This is a genomic window from Corynebacterium zhongnanshanii (assembly GCF_014490575.1).
In the GTDB taxonomy this organism is placed as follows: domain Bacteria; phylum Actinomycetota; class Actinomycetes; order Mycobacteriales; family Mycobacteriaceae; genus Corynebacterium; species Corynebacterium zhongnanshanii.
On sequence record NZ_CP061033.1, the window covers coordinates 1,226,148 to 1,243,266 of the forward strand.

Annotated in this window: 16 protein-coding genes and 1 pseudogene; 8 read left to right on the forward strand and 9 right to left on the reverse strand. The window is 61.5% G+C overall.

All coding sequences use genetic code 11. The annotated features are described in order from the left end of the window. Window positions 1-10 precede the first annotated feature (10 nt). Window positions 11-1,483 carry a DAK2 domain-containing protein gene (locus IAU67_RS05545; RefSeq protein WP_151841717.1) on the reverse strand — a complete coding sequence of 491 codons (1,473 nt, stop codon included), beginning with the start codon at window positions 1,481-1,483 and terminating at the stop codon, window positions 11-13. 71 nt (window positions 1,484-1,554) lie between these two features. Continuing rightward, window positions 1,555-2,187, reverse strand: coding sequence for a uracil-DNA glycosylase (locus tag IAU67_RS05550; protein WP_151841718.1), 633 nt, complete (start codon window positions 2,185-2,187; stop codon window positions 1,555-1,557). Between the two features lie 295 nt (window positions 2,188-2,482). On the opposite strand from IAU67_RS05550, the gene IAU67_RS05555 reads away from it, so the two are divergent. From IAU67_RS05555 to IAU67_RS05560, 3 genes and pseudogenes are all read left to right on the forward strand, one after another. Next, window positions 2,483-2,728: a hypothetical protein gene (locus IAU67_RS05555; RefSeq protein ID WP_151841719.1), complete on the forward strand. Its 246-nt coding sequence runs from the start codon at window positions 2,483-2,485 to the stop codon at window positions 2,726-2,728. Between the two features lie 173 nt (window positions 2,729-2,901). Continuing rightward, window positions 2,902-3,006 (forward strand): annotated as a pseudogene (locus tag IAU67_RS09955) (hypothetical protein); the annotation flags it as partial. Window positions 3,007-3,063: 57 nt separating this feature from the next. Further along, window positions 3,064-3,774, forward strand: coding sequence for a tyrosine-type recombinase/integrase (locus IAU67_RS05560; protein ID WP_244960824.1), 711 nt, complete (start codon window positions 3,064-3,066; stop codon window positions 3,772-3,774). A gap of 72 nt (window positions 3,775-3,846) precedes the next feature. On the opposite strand, the gene IAU67_RS05565 is transcribed toward IAU67_RS05560, so the two are convergent. Then, complete coding sequence (locus IAU67_RS05565; protein WP_151841720.1) at window positions 3,847-4,860, reverse strand: thiamine-phosphate kinase; 1,014 nt, start codon at window positions 4,858-4,860, stop codon at window positions 3,847-3,849. 73 nt (window positions 4,861-4,933) lie between these two features. Here IAU67_RS05565 and IAU67_RS05570 point away from each other — a divergent pair, with 73 nt between their 5' ends. After that, window positions 4,934-5,920, forward strand: coding sequence for a DUF3515 domain-containing protein (locus IAU67_RS05570; protein WP_187767863.1), 987 nt, complete (start codon window positions 4,934-4,936; stop codon window positions 5,918-5,920). Here the strand turns inward: IAU67_RS05570 and IAU67_RS05575 are convergent. Further along, a complete protein-coding gene (locus IAU67_RS05575) occupies window positions 5,917-7,101 on the reverse strand; it encodes a D-alanine--D-alanine ligase family protein (protein WP_425321386.1) in 1,185 nt (394 codons plus the stop codon). The genes IAU67_RS05570 and IAU67_RS05575 overlap by 4 nt on opposite strands. 19 nt (window positions 7,102-7,120) lie before the next feature. After that, window positions 7,121-8,119, reverse strand: a complete 999-nt coding sequence (locus IAU67_RS05580; RefSeq protein ID WP_151841723.1) for an NAD(P)H-dependent glycerol-3-phosphate dehydrogenase — start codon at window positions 8,117-8,119, stop codon at window positions 7,121-7,123. Window positions 8,120-8,312: 193 nt separating this feature from the next. On the opposite strand from IAU67_RS05580, the gene IAU67_RS05585 reads away from it, so the two are divergent. Both IAU67_RS05585 and IAU67_RS05590 read left to right on the forward strand, forming a co-directional pair. Then, a complete protein-coding gene (locus tag IAU67_RS05585; protein WP_151841724.1) occupies window positions 8,313-9,341 on the forward strand; it encodes an NUDIX hydrolase in 1,029 nt (342 codons plus the stop codon). 113 nt (window positions 9,342-9,454) lie between these two features. Beyond that, complete coding sequence (locus tag IAU67_RS05590) at window positions 9,455-9,844, forward strand: hypothetical protein (protein WP_151841725.1); 390 nt, start codon at window positions 9,455-9,457, stop codon at window positions 9,842-9,844. Window positions 9,845-9,879: 35 nt separating this feature from the next. Here the strand turns inward: IAU67_RS05590 and leuD are convergent, their stop codons facing one another. Together leuD and leuC are read right to left on the reverse strand one after the other, a co-directional pair. Next, window positions 9,880-10,467, reverse strand: coding sequence for a 3-isopropylmalate dehydratase small subunit (gene leuD, locus IAU67_RS05595; RefSeq protein ID WP_151841726.1), 588 nt, complete (start codon window positions 10,465-10,467; stop codon window positions 9,880-9,882). A gap of 25 nt (window positions 10,468-10,492) precedes the next feature. Beyond that, complete coding sequence (gene leuC, locus IAU67_RS05600) at window positions 10,493-11,938, reverse strand: 3-isopropylmalate dehydratase large subunit (protein WP_151841727.1); 1,446 nt, start codon at window positions 11,936-11,938, stop codon at window positions 10,493-10,495. Between the two features lie 65 nt (window positions 11,939-12,003). On the opposite strand from leuC, the gene IAU67_RS05605 reads away from it, so the two are divergent. Next, the gene (locus tag IAU67_RS05605) at window positions 12,004-12,729 is read left to right on the forward strand and encodes an IclR family transcriptional regulator (protein WP_151841728.1); all 726 of its coding nucleotides are present in this window, start codon (window positions 12,004-12,006) and stop codon (window positions 12,727-12,729) included. 20 nt (window positions 12,730-12,749) lie between these two features. Here IAU67_RS05605 and IAU67_RS05610 read toward each other — a convergent pair whose 3' ends face one another. Then, window positions 12,750-14,033 carry an alpha/beta fold hydrolase gene (locus IAU67_RS05610; protein ID WP_151841729.1) on the reverse strand — a complete coding sequence of 428 codons (1,284 nt, stop codon included), beginning with the start codon at window positions 14,031-14,033 and terminating at the stop codon, window positions 12,750-12,752. A gap of 52 nt (window positions 14,034-14,085) precedes the next feature. Between IAU67_RS05610 and IAU67_RS05615 the strand changes: the two genes are divergently transcribed. Beyond that, window positions 14,086-14,790, forward strand: a complete 705-nt coding sequence (locus IAU67_RS05615; RefSeq protein ID WP_151841730.1) for a type 1 glutamine amidotransferase domain-containing protein — start codon at window positions 14,086-14,088, stop codon at window positions 14,788-14,790. A 27-nt stretch (window positions 14,791-14,817) separates the two neighbouring features. On the opposite strand, the gene IAU67_RS05620 is transcribed toward IAU67_RS05615, so the two are convergent. Beyond that, complete coding sequence (locus IAU67_RS05620; protein WP_151841731.1) at window positions 14,818-17,100, reverse strand: UvrD-helicase domain-containing protein; 2,283 nt, start codon at window positions 17,098-17,100, stop codon at window positions 14,818-14,820. Window positions 17,101-17,119: the final 19 nt, after the last annotated feature.

A 17,119-nucleotide genomic window follows, 5' to 3' on the forward strand; every position in this document is an offset into this window, starting at 1 on the left:
GTCCTCCCCCTTATTCCACGCCAATTTCCACTGGTAGGCCCAGCCCCGGGGTGTGGATGACTTGTAGTTCCAACCCCTCGTGGTGAGTCTTGATGTGGTCGATTGCGCGGGATACTCCGGCTTCCACGGCCTCGTCCCCATCCCACAGGAGGGTCATAAGCTCGCCACCATCGCCGAGCAGCTCGTCCATGAACGCCGGCAGGGACGCGCAGACCACCTGGTACTCGGGGTGCACGGTGCGCTGCGTGGACACGGCAGTGATGATGTCATCCACGGTGTCTTCCCAGTCTGCCGTAGCGTCGAACACAGCCACGGCGGCCAATCCGCCCACGATGGAGAAGGTCTCGATGAACTCAAGCTGCCGGTCGGCGGCCCTCTCCCGCACCAGGGAGGCATCCTGGCCGTTCAGCAGAACCAGCGTGGGCTCGTGCGCAGAGGCCAGCACGCGGCCGATATCCGCCTCGCTGCTGACGGTCTGTGCGCCCAACTGCTCGAAGAGCTCACGCACGCCGCCGTCTGCATCGCCAGGCTCCGGGCACAAAGCGATGATGGGCAGCGTGGCAGCAGGCGATGCGGTAGCGTCCTCCACCAGGGGAAGCACCTCAATCCGCAGACCCGAAACACGCCCCAACGCAAAGGCCTTCTCGATGATGGGCCCGGCGTGCCGTGTGTGCACGTGCATCATCACCTGGGTAGCACTGATCGGCCCCACCACCACGGAGTTGCCCTGGTCCTCCAGGATCCCCCGCATCTCATCACGCACACCCGGGTCGTCCGATTCGAAGGCAAACATCACCTCCACTTCCTGCTGCACGACCGCGTGCGGTTGCACCTCATGTTCCAGCTCCGGCGCCCCCTCCACCAGGTCAGCAAGCGCCTGCATCATCACCACGAACCCTTTACCTCCGGCATCCACCACACCGGCCTGCGCCAGCACGTCGAGATGCTGGGGCGTCTGCTCCAGCGCCACCTCGGCGCTGTCCAAGCACCGCCGCACGATCTCGGAGAAGCTCAGAGACTCCTCCACCGCAGCCTGCGCCCCTTCGGCCGCCGCCGCCAGCACGGAGATCACGGTCCCCTCCACTGGCGTGGAAATGGCCTCGCGCGCAAAGTCGGACGCGTGAGCCAGCATGGTGGCCAGCGCATCACCGTCGATGGGACCCCGGGTGGCGCTCTCCGCCAGCGCGCGCAGCACCTGACTCAGCACCAGCCCGGAGTTGCCGCGCGCCCCCAGCACAGCACCTTTAGCCAGGGCGTTCGTCACCTCCACCAGGCTCGCGCTACGCTCCTCCCCCGCGGCCTCCAGCACCTCGTCCATCGCGCGCACGGCGCTGCCCATCGTCAGGGCCATGTTCGTGCCGGTATCGGAATCCGGAATCGGGAACACATTGAGGCTGTTGATGTCAGCCTGATGATTCTGTAACCCGGTTGTCGCCCGGCGCGCCCACTGCTCGATCAGTGGGCCATCGAGGTGCTCGTCCATGTGTGTCAGCTTATCGTGTTCGTCTTACACGGTTGTCGTTACTGCCGTGCCTGTGAGGACTGCCACACGCCTCAGGCCGGTAGCCGCCAGTCGATCGCTTCTCCGCCTTGCTCTTGGAGCAGAGCGTTGGCGCGGCTGAAGGGCTTCGAGCCGAAGAATCCGCGGTATGCGCTGAGCGGTGAGGGGTGGGGGCTGCAGATGCAGCGCTTCTCGCCGATGATGGGTACCAGCGATTGTGCCGCCTTCCCCCAGAGAATCGCCACGAGGTGCGGGTTGCGGGCCACCTGCCGTACGGCGGCTTCGGTGATGGCTTCCCACCCGAGGTTGCGGTGGGCACCGGCCTGCCCCGCCTCCACCGTGAGCACGCGGTTGAGCAGCAGCACGCCCCGGTCCGCCCATGCGGAGATGTCGCCGTGCTGCGGTGCGGGCAGGCCGAGGTCGTCCTCGTATTCCTTATAGATATTGCGCAGCGATTTCGGGATACTCGTGGCGTTGCTGGAAAAGGCCAGGCCCATGGCGTCGCCGGGGGTGGGATAGGGATCTTGTCCCACGATCACCACGCGGACGTCGCGGGGATCGTTGCGGAATGCTCTCATTATTTTCTCCGACGCCGGAAGCGTGCGTTCCTCCGGCGTGCGTCGCCGAACGGCCTGCAGGACTGGGGTGGTGTCGGGCAGTTCCCATGCAGGGTGAATAGAGCTCATGTAAATTCCTATCTGGCTTATATCTCTAGCCACCGCCTGGAAGCTAGCGAACGAAACAGCCAAGATCATCTTGTCTCATAAAACGGAGATGAAAAAGTTGGAAGCCAAGCCCAAAAAATAGCCACCCGGTCGAACTAGATAGAAGCTAGCTCGACCGGGGGGGCTACCCCCAACCTAGCACACGAAAAGGAAACGCAATGACCATACCCGTAGCAATCGCAGCCATCATCATTTTCACCGCGCTGGCACTTGAAACAGCCTCAATCGTCCGCAGCTACCGAAAGGACACCCACTAATGCGCCCCATCATCACCGACGCAGACACCGGCCGCGAACTATGGCGCGTCAAAGAATGCGCCGCACACTGCGACATCAAACCGAGCACCTGGACCACCTACACCGCCCAAGGCCGCACTCCAGACCCCATTGCCCACTTCGACCAACGCACACCCCTCTGGGACGCTGAGGCCGTCAAAGCCTGGCACGCCAACCGGCCAGGCTCCCCCGTCAAAAACCACCCCACCACCCATGGCAAGCATTAAAAATGTAAAAAGCCAAAAGCTACGCCTGGCGCGTCCAATACCGCGCCCCAGACGGCACCAGCCGAACCAAACAAGGCTTCACCACCAAAGACCAAGCCCAAGCCTGGGCAGCACAAAACACCGTCCACATCAACACCGGCGGGTGGGTAGACCCCACCGCTCGGAAAACCACCATCGACACACTCGGCACCACGTGGCTCGCCACAAAAACACACCTCAAACCCTCCAGCCGCCACGTAACCGAACAATCCTGGCGCGTCCACATCCAACCCCACTGGGGAACGTGGGCAATCGGAGACATCAAACCATCCGACGTGCAAACGTGGGTCTCCAGCATGTCACTAGCTGGATCAACCGTCCGCCGTTTCCACACCTGCCTAGCCATGATCCTCGACACCGCCGTAAAGGACGGCCTCATCCCCTCCAACCCGGCGCGTGGCGTGAAACTCCCCCGCAGAGCAGAGCCACGCCGCGTGTACCTCACCGCCCAGCAGGTGAAGTTTCTCACTGATCACTGCACAAGGCACCGTGAGCTTGTCTGGCTGCTGGCAACTACAGGCCTGCGCTGGAGCGAAGCCGTAGCGCTCCGGGCTGGAGACATCGACCAGGCGCGCCGGCGTATCCGGGTAGAGAGAGCTGCTGTCACCGTCGGTTCCACCGTGCACGTCGGGACGCCGAAAACCCACGAGAAACGCACCGTAGCCGCGCCAGCGTTCGTGATGGACATGCTCGCCCCCCTCATGAAAGGCAAGTCACCCGACGCGTTGCTGTGGACAAACAGCACGGGCGGTTACATGCAACTGCCCACCCATCATTCATGGTTTTACGGCGCCGTGAAGCGTGCCATGAGCGATGATCCGAGCTTTCCGTATGTCACTGTGCATGGGCTGCGCCACGTCGCTGCTGGGCTGCTTGTCTCCCAGGGCGCGAACGTGAAGGTTGTGCAACGCCAACTCGGCCATGCACAGGCGTCGATGACGTTGGATGTGTACGCCGACCTGTTCGAGGGCGACCTTGACGACGTGGCGTTCCGTGGGCTTGTGTGAGCGTCGTGGGAATGTCGTGGCGTTAGGATTCTAGGGTGGTGTTTGCACTGGTCAGGAGTATTTCATGGGAGGTCATAGCGATTCCCATCCGCCGTCGTTGGTGACGGGTGCGCCGTCCAGCAGGACGGGGGTGTCCGTGACGTCGTGTGCGCTACGCACCCATCCCAGGTGGCGGTAGCCGCTGGGCATGCGGGTATCGGTGGTTCCCACGAGGCAGTGGTCCTCTCCCCCGTTCAAGACCCAGTCCCAAGGGTCTATGTCTATACCTTTGTCCGCCAGGAACTGCTGGGCGTGACGCAGCTCGCGAGAGGGCACGAGGGCCTCTCGGTCCAGGTCGAATACCACGCCCGAACGCTCAGCCATGGCGGTGACATCGCGGATCAGCCCATCGGAGATGTCCGTGAGGCTGGCGGCTCCCGTGGCGCGTGCCACGAAGCCGCGTCCCACGGGAAACTCCGGGGCGCAGTGCCAGTCCACCAACGTGCGCAGGATGGGGTCGTCCGGAACGCCGTCGCGGCCGCCGCAGGCCTGGAGGATGTCCAGACCTGCGGCCGACCATCCCACGTTCCCGTGGGCAATGATTCTGTGTCCCACGCAGGCGGCGTCGAGGGTTAAGGGGGCATCAGGTCCCGTGAGTTCGCCGACGGCGGTGATGGTGATGACCAGGGTGTCACTGCGCACCACGTCACCACCGACGAGCTCGGCGGCCCAGGGAATGGCGGCGTGGTACATTCCGCGGGCGATCTCCTGAACATCCCGCAGCAGCATGTCCGGCGGCGCGGCCAGGGCAAACAGCAAGGAGGTAGGGCGGGCGCCCATGGCCTGAATATCGGCGAAGTTCTGGGCCACGGCCTTGCGGCCCACCTGGTGCGGGGTGGAATAGTCGAAACGGAAGTGGCGGCCCTCCACCAGCATGTCCGTGGAGCACACAATGCGGGAATTGGTGCCGGTTGTGGGGATCACGGCGGCGTCGTCCCCATTGAGGTCGCTGGGGGCGGCCTGGCGGATCGCGCGAATCGTGCGTGCCTCACCCGCCTCGGACAGGGTGAGGGCAGAAGGATCTAACGCATCAATCGCATGGGGCATGGTGGCAACCTACAACTCGGCACAAAACACAATAATTTCCTATCTCACGGAGCCCGTTCCTACAATGTCCACTGTGGATACTGCAGCGGAGACACCCCAAGACCCTCACAACACTACCCCTCCGAAGCTTGCCGTCGTGTTATCGATCATCCTGGCAGTGGCTTTCATCGTGGCAGTGATCGCCGGGGCGCGGATCATGACGGACCGCACCACCTACACTCCCGCTGCGGTGAGCCCCATTGACGCCCCGGAGGCTGGCTCGCGCGCCTGCGACGACGTCATCGCTAACCTGCCGGACTCGCTAGGGGCGTTTAAAAACGTCGATATTGTGGATCCCGCGCCGGAGGGCACCAAGGCGTATAAGAATGCGAAGGGGCAACAGCTCACGCTGCGCTGTGGAGTGTACGCCCCTGACCAGTACACGGTGCTGTCCAAGACGAACACCATCAAGGACGTTCACTGGCTGACCGTCATGGACGCCACACCGGGTTCCCACATGCGGACGTATTACCAGCTGGGTGGCGCTCCCACGGTCGCGATCACCACGGAGGCGCCCATCGGCACCGCGCTGGAGGACGCAAGCTCCGCGCTGGCTGTCCACATTGATACCTCCAAGGCGCCGAAGCCGAAGCCGTTCCCCCTGTCCTCCACGCGGCTGGAAGGCGACGGCCACCCTCAGCAGTGCACGCGCTTTTTAGACGCGCTGCCGAAGACCATCGGTGACTACACACTCAGGGATACCTCCGCCATCAAGGGCGCTCCCAGCCAGTCCCGCACGTGGTTGGCCGACGGCCAGGAGCCCATCGTGGTGCGGTGTGGCGTGGAACTTCCCGACAGCTACACGCCAGGGGCAGTACTCAGCCAGGTGGGCGAGGTTCCCTGGTTCGACGAACCGGGCCTGGCGCGCGGGTCCACCTCCGGCCGGTGGTTCGCGCTAGGACGCGAGGCCATCGTGGCTCTGTCCATGCCAGGCTCCGAGGGCAACGAGGTGATCTCCACGATCACGGACACGGTGGCTGACACGCTCGCGCCGGAGAAGTCGGAGAACAGCACCAACTAGCGGGCCACGCGAGCGCGCTGGATCAGCGTGTCCAGCAGCTGCTCGTACTCCATACCTTGAGCCAGGAACATCTGCGGGTACATGGAGATCGGGGTGAATCCAGGCAGGGTATTGATCTCGTTGAGCACGGGGCCGTTTTTCGTCACGAAGAAGTCCACTCGAGCCAAGCCCTCGCAGCCGAGTGCCCGGAAGGTTTCGATCGCCCACTGTTGAACCTGCCGCGTATCCTCCTCGGTCAACGGGGCCGGAATGGAGGCGGAGACTGTCGAGTCGACATACTTGGCGTCGAATCCATAAAATCCCTCCGCGCCATCTTCCGTACCTTCCAGCATCGCCGGAACGGACGCGACCAGGGAGCCATCAGGGTGCTGCAGCACGCCGCACTCCACTTCCCGGCCATGAATCATGGACTCGATCAGCACCTTCGAGTCGTGGGCGAAGGCCAGGTCAATGGCCGCATCGACGTCCTCCCAGCGATCGACCTTGCTGATGCCAATGGATGAGCCACCGCGGGCGGGCTTGACGAACACGGGCAGACCTAGCTGCTCCTGCTCCTCGGCGGTCAGCGGCCGCTGCTGCTCCAGCACGATCTCCTGGCCGACGGGAATCCCCGCCACGCGGGCCAGGCGTTTGGTGAACACCTTGTCCATGCCCGCGGCGGAGGCGAGAACCCTGTTGCCCACATAGGGAATGCCCGCCAGGTCCAGCAGTCCCTGCACGGTACCGTCCTCACCATTGACTCCGTGCAGCACGGGAAAGACCAGGTCAAAGGAAGCGAACGTCTCGCCGGCCTGCTGACCGGTCACCACACGCAGCTCCCCCGGCTCACCGGCAGCCTGGCCCAGCACCGGCATCAGGTGCGTGCCCTGATCCTCCACCGTGGGCATTGTCCGACCCTCGGCGCGAAGCTGTGCGGTATCCGACTGCCCCGGCACCCACGCGCCATCCTGGGTGATGCCCACGGGGATGACGGTGTACCGCTCGGGATCCAGGTGGTCCATGATCGCGCCGGCGGAAATGCAGGACACGGAGTGCTCCGTGGATTGGCCGCCGTAGAGCACCACCACGCGCAAGGGGGTGCGGTCGTGCTGTGTAGCGGCGGTGGCGCCGGCAGTTGCGCTGGGCGTTGCGGTGGTTGTTGCGGTCGGGTTGGTCACAGAATCACGGGAGGTAGTAGTCACGCTCAACGATTCTACAGGCCTACAGTTCGGACTTCCGGGAGCGACCAAGCAGGGACATGACCATGTCCTCCACATCCATGCCGTGATGGCACACCGCGGCTACTGCCTCGGCGATCGGCACTTCCACGTCGTGCTGGGCCGCCAGCGCAACGATGGATTCCGACGCAATCACGCCCTCCGCAACCTGACCTTTCGTGGCTTCCGCTGCCTGCTGTGGGGTGTCCCCCTTGCCCATCCGGACGCCGAAACTGCGGTTGCGCGACAGCGGGGAGGTGCACGTTGCCACCAGGTCCCCCATCCCGGCGAGACCCGCCAACGTCCGAGGATCCGCGCCCAGCTGCAGCGCCAGACGCGTGGTCTCCGCCAGGCCACGGGTAATGACGGTGGCCGCGGTGTTATCGCCAAAGCCCATGCCTGCGGCCATTCCACAGCCCAACGCGATCACATTCTTCGACGTTCCGGCGATCTCGCAGCCAATGACGTCCGTGTTGGTGTACGGGCGGAAGTACGGGGCCGCTGCGGCCGATTGAATGACCTTGGCGCGATCCTCATCCACGCAGGCCACCACGGTTGCCGCGGGCTGGCCTTGGGCCACTTCCTTCGCCAGGTTCGGGCCCGTCAACACAGCCACGCGTTCCGGCTCCACGTCGGCCACGTCCGAAATGACTTGGCTCATGCGCAGCCCTGTGCTGTGCTCGATCCCCTTGGCCAGGGAAACGACCGACGCCGCCCCGCCGATGTAGCCCCGCCACTGCTGGAGGTTATCGCGCAGGGTCTGTGAGGGCACACCCAGCACCACGATGTCCGCCTGCTCCAGGCACTCCCCCGCATCAGACGAGGCCTGGAGATTCTCGGGAAGTGTGATGTCGCCGAGGTAGCGGGAGTTGGTGTGCTGGGCGTTGACTTCGTCGGATACTTCCTGCCGGCGAGCCCACAGGCGAACCTGATTGCCGGCATCTGCGAACACCTTGGCCATGGTCGTTCCCCACGACCCGGCACCCATTACCGCTACCTGCATTGCTGTTGTCGCTTTCCTCTGTGTGTTCTTCTGTGTGCGACCCCACTGACTTGGGGGCCGTAACGTGTTCACCGTGACGGTTACGCCATGAGACTGTGGTGTGCACGGTTATGCACGTACCCAAGAGCTCGTTATACGATATTGGGCAATAGTTTCATACAAACATACCGCAAGGCTGTGAAAGGATTCACACGTGATTTCCCACAACGGGACCGGCGACCTATCCACCTCCATTGCTTTGGCACACCACGAAGTTGGCCATGTGTCCCGCATTGGATCGAAACCAGCACAGGAATTCGCGAAGCCCACCTTCGCAGCCGGTGCACTCCTCTGGCGCATTGCCGACCGCACAGCCGACGGAGGTAAAGACGAGGAGCTCGAGGTAGCGGTAGTCCACCGTCCTCACTACGACGACTGGTCGCTGCCTAAAGGAAAGGTGGACGCGGGCGAAAACCTCACGGGTACCGCAGTCCGTGAGATCTTCGAGGAAACAGGATTGCGCCCGCGCTTGGGCTGGCTGCTGGGCTTCGTGAAGTATCCCGTGAAGGACCGTACGAAGGTGGTCTACTACTGGACCGCGCAGGTACTCAGTGGTGAATTCGTGGCCAATGATGAGGTAGACGAACTGCGGTGGCTTCCCGCCGCCCAGGCTGCCGAGTTGGTGAGCTACGACCTGGACCGCGAGGTCATCCTGTCGGGCGTGGATCATGTCACCCGCCAGTGTGATCGCCGCGTGATCCTCATTCGCCACGCCAAAGCTCATGATCGCAAAGGCTGGGGCGGGGACGATAACCTCCGCCCGCTGGCGAAAAAGGGACGCCGCCAGGCGGAATTGCTAGTTCCACAACTCACGGGCTACCAGCCTGATGCCATCGTCTCGGCCGAGCCCGACAGGTGCCAGCACACCGCGCAACCGCTGGCCGACGCCCTGGGGTTGGATGTCCAGGTGGATCCTCGCTTTGGCGATGCGGCTTTCGAGGAGAACCCGGAGGCGGTTGTCGAGGCACTGATTGACACGGTCACCTCCGCGCCGCTGAAGTCTGTGACTGCCATCGTGTCTCAAGGCACTGCCATCCCAGGCATCCTGGAGCGACTGTTGGATCCTGAGGTGCTGGTAGTAGACGATATTCGCGTGAAAAAGGCCTCCGCGTGGGTGCTCCATTTCTCTGGAGACAAGCTGGTGGGCGCGGACTATTTGGCCTCCCCGTTTCCGGTGAAGTAGCTGCGCCATATTCTTCTTCACCTCTGTCCGAGCCTCCTCACCCCAGCCTGGCGCCCGCGAAAGATTATGCAAAAGCGCCCTCACAGGTTAGTTTTTGAGTAGTATTCTATAGTGTGAGAAAAGAACGTAAAGATACTCTCGGAGCAATAGGACTAGCAAGGATACTAGGAGCAATTCTCGCTATCCCTTTTGCCCTCATTCTCTGGGGTACGGTGTGTTTCTTTCCAGGGGCAGAATGGCAACCACACATGCAGTCTCCGATATCCATCGCGCTTCTCGTGATACTTTTCCTCCCCTGTAGCCTCGCGGCGGAATTCCTGGCAGCACGCATGTCAATAGAACTGCTCCCGACCCACAATAAAGCAGGTCAAGAGCTTATTGAGGCGCTGTTCGCCTTCATCGTGATATGTTTTCTCATCACGCCCGTGGCCGCCGCAGCCATAGCAACAATCATCTATGGCTGCGTGACTGTGCTTTTAGAGAAACTGATTTTCTCGTCTTAAGGCCTACGTGTTAACGGCCTAAAACCCACAAAAATTTACAGGGTTTTTGGCTTGAAGGACGCACGCTCAGCCTCAAAGTGAGAAATAGCCTCTTCATCCCGCAAGGTCAGCCCGATGTCATCCAGGCCTTCCATCAGGCGCCAGCGCGTGTAGTCATCAACCTCGAAGGGGAACACGTTCTCTCCCACGGAGACAATGCGGTCCTCCAGGTTCACCGTGACCTCCATGCCGGGAGTTTGCTCCAGCAGCTTCCAGATCAGCTCGATGTCCTCCTGCTCCAGCTTCGCTGCCAGCAGGCCTGCTTTGCCGGAGTTACCGCGGAAAATATCCGCGAAGCGGGAGGAGAGCACCACACGGAATCCGTAGTCCATCAGCGCCCACACAGCGTGTTCGCGGGAGGAGCCGGTACCGAAGTCTGGGCCCGCCACCAACACGGATGCGTTCTTGTATGGCTCTTGGTTCAGCACGAAGTCTTCGTTTTTGCGCCAGGCCGCGAACAGGCCGTCTTCAAATCCGGTGCGGGTGACGCGCTTCAGGTAGACAGCTGGGATGATCTGGTCGGTATCGACGTTGCTGCGCTGCAACGGCGCGGCAACGCCAGTGTGAGTAGTGAATTTTTCCATCGTCGTAACTTCTTGTCTCTCGTCTTTAGTTGGATGCCGACGCGACCGGCTCCAGGTCCGCAGGTGATGCCAGGTGGCCAAGCACTGCCGTGGCAGCCGCCACTGGTGGGGACACCAGGTGAGTGCGGGAGCCCTTGCCCTGTCGGCCTTCGAAGTTTCGGTTGGATGTGGATGCGGAACGCTCCCCTGGCTGGAGCTGATCTGGGTTCATGCCCAGGCACATCGAGCATCCGGCGGTACGCCATTGTGCACCAGCGGCTTCGAAGATCTTGTCCAGACCTTCCTCTTCTGCCTGAGCCTTCACGCGCGCGGTGGACGGAACAACCAGCATGGTCACGTCGTTGGACACCGTGCGTCCCTTCAGCACCTCCGCGGCGATGCGCAAGTCTTCGATCCGCGCGTTGGTGCAGGACCCCAAGAACACCGTGTCAATGGCAATGTCGCGCAGTGGCGTTCCCGGCGTGAGTCCCATGTATTCCATAGCGGACTCTGCGGCTGCACGGTCGGAATCGTTCGTGAAGTCTTCCAGCTGCGGGATGGATTCGCTGAGTGGCAGGCCCTGGCCTGGGTTGGTTCCCCAGGTCACGAAGGGAGTCAGTGCCGAACCGTCGATCTCCACCACGGTGTCAAACGTGGCGTCCTCGTCGGTGCGCAGGGACTTCCAGTACTCCACGGCCTTGTCCCACTCTTCGCCCTTCGGCGCGTGCGGGCGGCCTTCCAGGTAGTCAAAGGTGGTCTGGTCCGGTGCGATCATGCCGGCGCGTGCGCCTGCCTCGATGGACATGTTACAGATGGTCATGCGGGCTTCCATGGAGAGCTTTTCGATAGCTTCGCCGCGGTACTCGATGATGTAGCCTTGGCCACCGCCGGTTCCGATCTTGGCGATGATGGACAGGATCAGGTCCTTGGAGGTCACGCCCGGCTGCAGTTCACCGCTGACCTCGATAGCCATGGTCTTGAAGGGCTTCAGGGGCAGGGTTTGGGTAGCCAGGACGTGCTCAACCTCGGAGGTTCCGATGCCCATAGCGATGGAGCCGAAGGCGCCGTGGGTGGAGGTGTGGGAGTCACCGCACACTACCGTCATGCCGGGTTGTGTCAGGCCCAGCTGTGGTCCCACCTGGTGGACAATGCCTTGCTCGATGTCGCCCATGGGGTGCAGGCGAATGCCGAATTCTTTCGCGTTATCGCGCAGGGTAGAGACCTGAAGCCGGGAGGTGGGCTCCTGGATTTCCAGCAGGTTGCCGGTCGTCACTCCGACAGTGGGAACGTTGTGGTCTTCAGTGGCGATGGTGAGGTCCGGGCGGCGTACGGGGCGGCCTGCCTGGCGCAGTCCGTCGAAGGCCTGGGGAGAGGTCACCTCGTGGACGAGGTGCAGGTCGATGTAGAGAAGGTCTGGCCCGCCGTTGTCACCGGGGGATACGACGTGGTCTCGCCATACTTTTTCGGCGAGGGTTAAGGGTTCGTTGGTCACGTTCTCTCCTCTGTGAAGTACTTTTACTTTCCTGTTCCACGGAATGGAATGTATAATATCAGATTATGGGACAGAATAGCGAAGTGCCTGCAACGAGCGGCATCCAGGTTCTCGACCGCGCGGTGTTCATCCTCACGGTCATTTCCGCAGAACCGAGAACCCTGACCGATCTGTGCGACATCACCGGTCTTCCACGCGCCACAGCACACCGCATCGCCGTCGCTTTAGAAAAGCATAGACTGATCGAACGCGACCACGATGGCGCCTGGACCACTGGCCCGGCGCTCACTGAGATGGCACCCACCTCCAACTCGCGCCTGGAGGAGGCCGCCGAGCACATCCTGCCGAAGCTTCTGGCGGAAACCGGCGAATCCGTCCAGCTCTACCGCATTTCCGGGCTGGATCGCGTGTGCATCGCCAACGCTAACCCGTCCACAGGCTTGCACGACATCGTCCCCGTCGGACACCGCATGTCCCTCGCCGCCGGCTCCGCCGCCAAAATCCTTATGGCGTACGCCTCGGATACCTTACTGTCTCAGGTCTTGCCGCACGCCGCGTTCACTGCCGCCGATCTTGCGGAGATCCGCGCCACCGAAATTGCCGAATCCTCCGCCGAACGTGATCCTTCGCTGGGTTCCGCGTCCGTCCCTATATTCGACGCCAGCGGTACCATGATCGCAGCCCTCTCCCTGTCCGGGCCTGTCGATCGTATGGGCCCGCACCCTGCCACAAAGTTCGGCCCTATCCTTCGCCGCGCAGCTCGGGAGTTCGACATCGCTCTGCGAGGCTAGTCCACTACAGCCCTGCGAGGCTAGTGGTCATCAGCCAGTCTCATCAGCTCACTCATGATCCCCTTTCCGTCGTGTGCAATGCCGTTGTGCTGGAACGCGTTCGTGATCATCGGCCGGAGATCTCGGTAGGCCGCTGCCGTCTCCAGAGATTCCTCGAACGGCACAAAAATGTCATCGACGTAGATCGCCGCCGACGCCACAGCCTGCGCCTCCCCCAGCGCCGCCACATCATAGGGCGAGCGTTCCCACGATCGCTGCGCTAACTCTTCAGCCGCGTCCGCAAAAGCGTGCAAGGCCGGATCTTCCTGGAACTGCCACGGGTAGATGTGCTCGCCGGTGAGGAAGATCCTGCCCGTGGTTTCTTCTGCGAACTCCTCATATTCCTCGCGCACACGGTGCGCCGCCCACCTGGTCTGGGTGTGGCCCGCCACGCCACCGTAGATGGACTCGTGGATCGTGGCGTACAACGGGCCGTCCTCAAAGCTCACACGAGACCCCACATCCGCCAGGAAATCGGTCTTCAGGAACTTCTCCCCTCGTACGACCCGGAAGGGGTCCTCCAGCAGGTAGGCCAGGGTATCGAAGCCGTGCCCGCGCCCCAGCTCAATGCCGATGGTGCGGAAACGCCGCGACGATAAACGCTCGCCCGTGGGAAGCCGCTCATCGGAGTTATCCAGATGATCCACAATCTCCGCTATGCGGCTCTCCGCCCACGGGCATTCTCGGAAGAAGCGCTCATGCCGGACAGCGAGCTTGCCGTAGGTGGAGCGATACACGTCGGCTACTCCCCTGGTCACCGAAGGTAGCCCACCCGTGAGAAACGCGCGATCCACGCTGTCAGGGCACATAGAGAGGTAGGTGGTGATGCAGAACCCTCCGAAGCTCTGACCAAACAAGGACCATCTTTTGAGTCCGAGGTGTTCGCGAAGAGATTCGGCGTCGGACACAATATATTCCTGGCGCAGCAACGCCAAACGATCCGCACGACGGTCGACAGCGGGGCTACGTCGGTCAATGCGGTGCGAACGCCCCGTGCCCCGCTGGTCCATCAGCACCACGCGGTAGCGCTCCAAGGCCTTCGCGATCACGCCGGCGGGTTCAGCCGGGCGCGGCGCGGGAAAGCCCGGCCCACCCTGCAGATACAGCAAGACGGGCAGGTCCTCGCCGCCGGGAGGGATGATTTCGCGGGCGAAAAGCTCGAAGGTGTCTGCGTGGGCAGCGGGATCAAACGGGTCCCACGGCACCTCAATCACGTGCTCACGGAGGGTGTGGCCGAATCGGCGGCTTTCACGTATCGCAGTCATGCGGACAGTCTATTCCCTACGTCCTACATCAAGGATCGGTAGGCTCGAAGGCATGAGCACAGCACTATTCATCATGTCCGCCGCCCGCGAACTCACCCTGAAGGAGGGCAAGACGCAGCCCACGGGGTTCTGGGCCGAGGAGTTCGTGGTCCCTTATGACCTGTTCGACGCCGCCGGTTTTGACATCACCGTCGCCTCCCCCGAAGGAAAAACCCCGGTGGTGGATGAGGTGTCCCTGGGGCTCGCCGGTGGATTGCCGCCCAAGACGAATGGGTTCCGGAAGCGACTCGACGCCCTGCGGGATGTTCTAGAAAACACCATTTCTTTGAAGGATGCTGCCGCCACGCACGAGGAATACGACGTGGTGTTCTACCCCGGCGGTCACGCGCCGATGGAGGACCTGGTCACGGATGAGGATTCAGCCACAATCTTGAGCGAACGCCTGGCCAACAATCAGATTCTGGGGTTGGTGTGCCACGCACCTGCGGCCATTTTGGCCACCGTGGATTCGGACGGCCGCACCCCCTTTGCCGGAAAGAACATCACGGCGCTATCCAATGTGGAGGAAATGCTGAACCCGAACGTTCGGAATACCAAATGGCTGCTGGAGGACCGCCTTGTGGAGGCCGGGCTTAAGTTCCACAAGGCCGCTCTGCCCTACCGTCCCTACACGAAGGTGGACGGGGCGCTGTTCACGGGGCAGAATCCGCAGTCCTCGGCGCAGCTGGCAGACGAGCTTATTCGGGCTGTCTGCTAAGGGGGCGATTAAAGAAACGCCCCACAGTTAGGAAGCCTCAGCCGGCAAGAGTTTCGAGGCCTCTCCCACAATGCTCACCAACAGAACATCACGGGCGCGCGACGCCGCCACGTACAGCAAGGCGCGCTCGCGCTGCCAAGAGTCTTCACGTTCCGCGGGAGCCAAGCCCTTCAGCAAATAATGCTGAGGCAATGCGTCCGCACTGACATCTAGGAGAATCACGTGGGTGAACTCCAAGCCCTTGGCGTTATGCATCGTCATCACTGCAACAGGACGATCCGTAGTAGCACGGCGGCCGGTGCTCACTGAAATCCCATGTTCGCCCAGCTGAGTGGAGATTTCTTCCTTGCGGTTTTTTCTACGGACCAAAACGCCGATGGATACGTTACTGCTATCCGCAGTCCATTGCTTGATGTAGCGCGCTAACGTTTCAGCCTCTTGCGCCTTGGTGTCAGAGTTCACGATGACGGGGGCCGGCCCTTGGCGCACTGAGTGGTAACCGTGCAGGTTGTCTTCCTGTTCCTCGGAATCAATCCAGTTATCCCCTTCGAGGATGGCGGTAGCGTATCCAAGGTTCTGCGCGGTCGTTCTATAGTTCACGCGCAGCTTCGTTGTCGCGCGACCACGAGTCTCAATGCCAAAGTTGCGTAGGACCAGGCGCTGTCCATAGATACGCTGGTGAGAGTCCTCGGCGATAAAGATGTCGTTCGGCCCCTTCTTCGCGACAGCGCGCAGGAAGCGCCAGTGTCCCGCGTGGAAGTCCTGAGCCTCGTCAACAAGAACGTGATCAAACATCGCGTCCTTTTGGTAACGGTGCTCGACTATGTGCGCGGCTACACTGGCGCACGCGGCATAGGTGAGTTTCTGGAGCATCGCGCACTTAGCGTGGAAGAGCTCAACGATCGACCACACAATCTTGCGTTCCTGGCGAGACAACGAGGTGCCTCGTCCCGTTCGGCGTACCCTCAGATAGCCCTTCTCATCAGTAATGCCATGGGTAAGGATCACAGACGCATATTCCTGAGAAAGGAACGTGTGGTGAGACTTTGTGGGATCTAGGTCCTGACCCTTAAGGTCAACGGCCTCCCTCCACAAAGCTTTTTGCTCGTTGTCGGACAACGCGGACGGAGTGAAGTCACCGGTGATGCCTAAGACGTCATACAGTGCTTCACTAAGCTCATCTGTGCGTGCGTTATGAAGAACTGAGTGTGCAAGGGCGTCTATGCCACTGATCCAGAGACCGGGTGCTCCATGCACAGCAGCTTCTTGGTAATCAAACTTCAGCTCGTTGACTTGTTGTTTGATGGAATTGGCCAACTCGCGGGTGTATGTGGTGAGCAGAATGCGTGCATTCTTATTAGCTTCTAGCAGGTGCTTGGTGCGGTGCACCACCACAACTGTTTTTCCGGTACCGGCACCACCGGTAATACGGGCTGAGCCGGAATGATTCGCAGTAACTGCGCGGCGCTGGCTCGGGTGCAGGAAAACACGCCACTCGGCAAAACTTCCGGTTGAAATGATGTCCGCCAGTTCTTCGTTCCCAGGGTCGATGACAAACTCCATCCGGGCCGCTGGTGAAGCAAAACCGGCAAGAAGCGCCTCATCGGTGTCAGTCTCCTCCACCCGGGTAAGGGCCAGTTCCTCACGAACCTCAGCGATACTCAGCCCCGCGAGCAGGCCGATCACGGCATCGTGCTCCCATGGTGCAGAAGACTCGAGGAGAGCCTCCAGCTCTGGGTTGTTATGCGCTTGGTCGATAAAAGCAAGAGTCTCGGCACTCAGGCCCAGTTCTTCATGAAGCTGCTGTGGGGTAATGCCCTCCTGCTCAAGCGCTTCGCGTGGCGACACCTCTGGCGCTGCGTCTGACGACTTCGCATCAGATTCCTTCACCGACTGCTCGGCATGGTACCGGGCCACCTTCTCTGCTGCCAAAGCCTTGGCACGCGACTCAATTTCTGCACGACTAACCTCTGCGTGCGCGGTGGGAACATCCACCAGCTTAGGCACGCCATTAACCTCATTAATCACCAATGACTTGGAGGTAGCCAGATCATAGGCATCATCATGATTGAGGATGTCCACCACGATGAACTGCGTCATGTCTTCATAGTGCAGCTCGAAGAGAACAGCACGATATTTATCCGTCACCCGTGCGGTTCGTACACGCTTATCGGTTGCATTAGCCACACGCTCCACATGCAGTGACGGACTCTCTGGATTGCTCACCAGCTTGTTGTAGAACTCCTGGATCTGGGAGCCTAATCCGTAACGGTCTTTCACGGCTTTATAAAAGCCAACAGAAATAGTCATTGTGTTTCTCCTTTTCTGC

What these genes read in the sequence shown, in the direction of transcription:
- IAU67_RS05565 (WP_151841720.1), bottom strand. Translation starts at nt 4,860, where the DNA reads ATGCCCCATGCGATTGATGCGTTAGATCCTTCTGCCCTCACCCTGTCC.
- IAU67_RS05560 (WP_244960824.1), top strand. Translation starts at nt 3,064, where the DNA reads ATGTCACTAGCTGGATCAACCGTCCGCCGTTTCCACACCTGCCTAGCC.
- IAU67_RS05615 (WP_151841730.1), top strand. Translation starts at nt 14,086, where the DNA reads ATGAGCACAGCACTATTCATCATGTCCGCCGCCCGCGAACTCACCCTG.
- IAU67_RS05555 (WP_151841719.1), top strand. Translation starts at nt 2,483, where the DNA reads ATGCGCCCCATCATCACCGACGCAGACACCGGCCGCGAACTATGGCGC.
- IAU67_RS05605 (WP_151841728.1), top strand. Translation starts at nt 12,004, where the DNA reads ATGGGACAGAATAGCGAAGTGCCTGCAACGAGCGGCATCCAGGTTCTC.
- IAU67_RS05620 (WP_151841731.1), bottom strand. Translation starts at nt 17,100, where the DNA reads ATGACTATTTCTGTTGGCTTTTATAAAGCCGTGAAAGACCGTTACGGA.
- IAU67_RS05580 (WP_151841723.1), bottom strand. Translation starts at nt 8,119, where the DNA reads ATGCAGGTAGCGGTAATGGGTGCCGGGTCGTGGGGAACGACCATGGCC.
- IAU67_RS05610 (WP_151841729.1), bottom strand. Translation starts at nt 14,033, where the DNA reads ATGACTGCGATACGTGAAAGCCGCCGATTCGGCCACACCCTCCGTGAG.
- IAU67_RS05545 (WP_151841717.1), bottom strand. Translation starts at nt 1,483, where the DNA reads ATGGACGAGCACCTCGATGGCCCACTGATCGAGCAGTGGGCGCGCCGG.
- leuD (WP_151841726.1), bottom strand. Translation starts at nt 10,467, where the DNA reads ATGGAAAAATTCACTACTCACACTGGCGTTGCCGCGCCGTTGCAGCGC.
- IAU67_RS05550 (WP_151841718.1), bottom strand. Translation starts at nt 2,187, where the DNA reads ATGAGCTCTATTCACCCTGCATGGGAACTGCCCGACACCACCCCAGTC.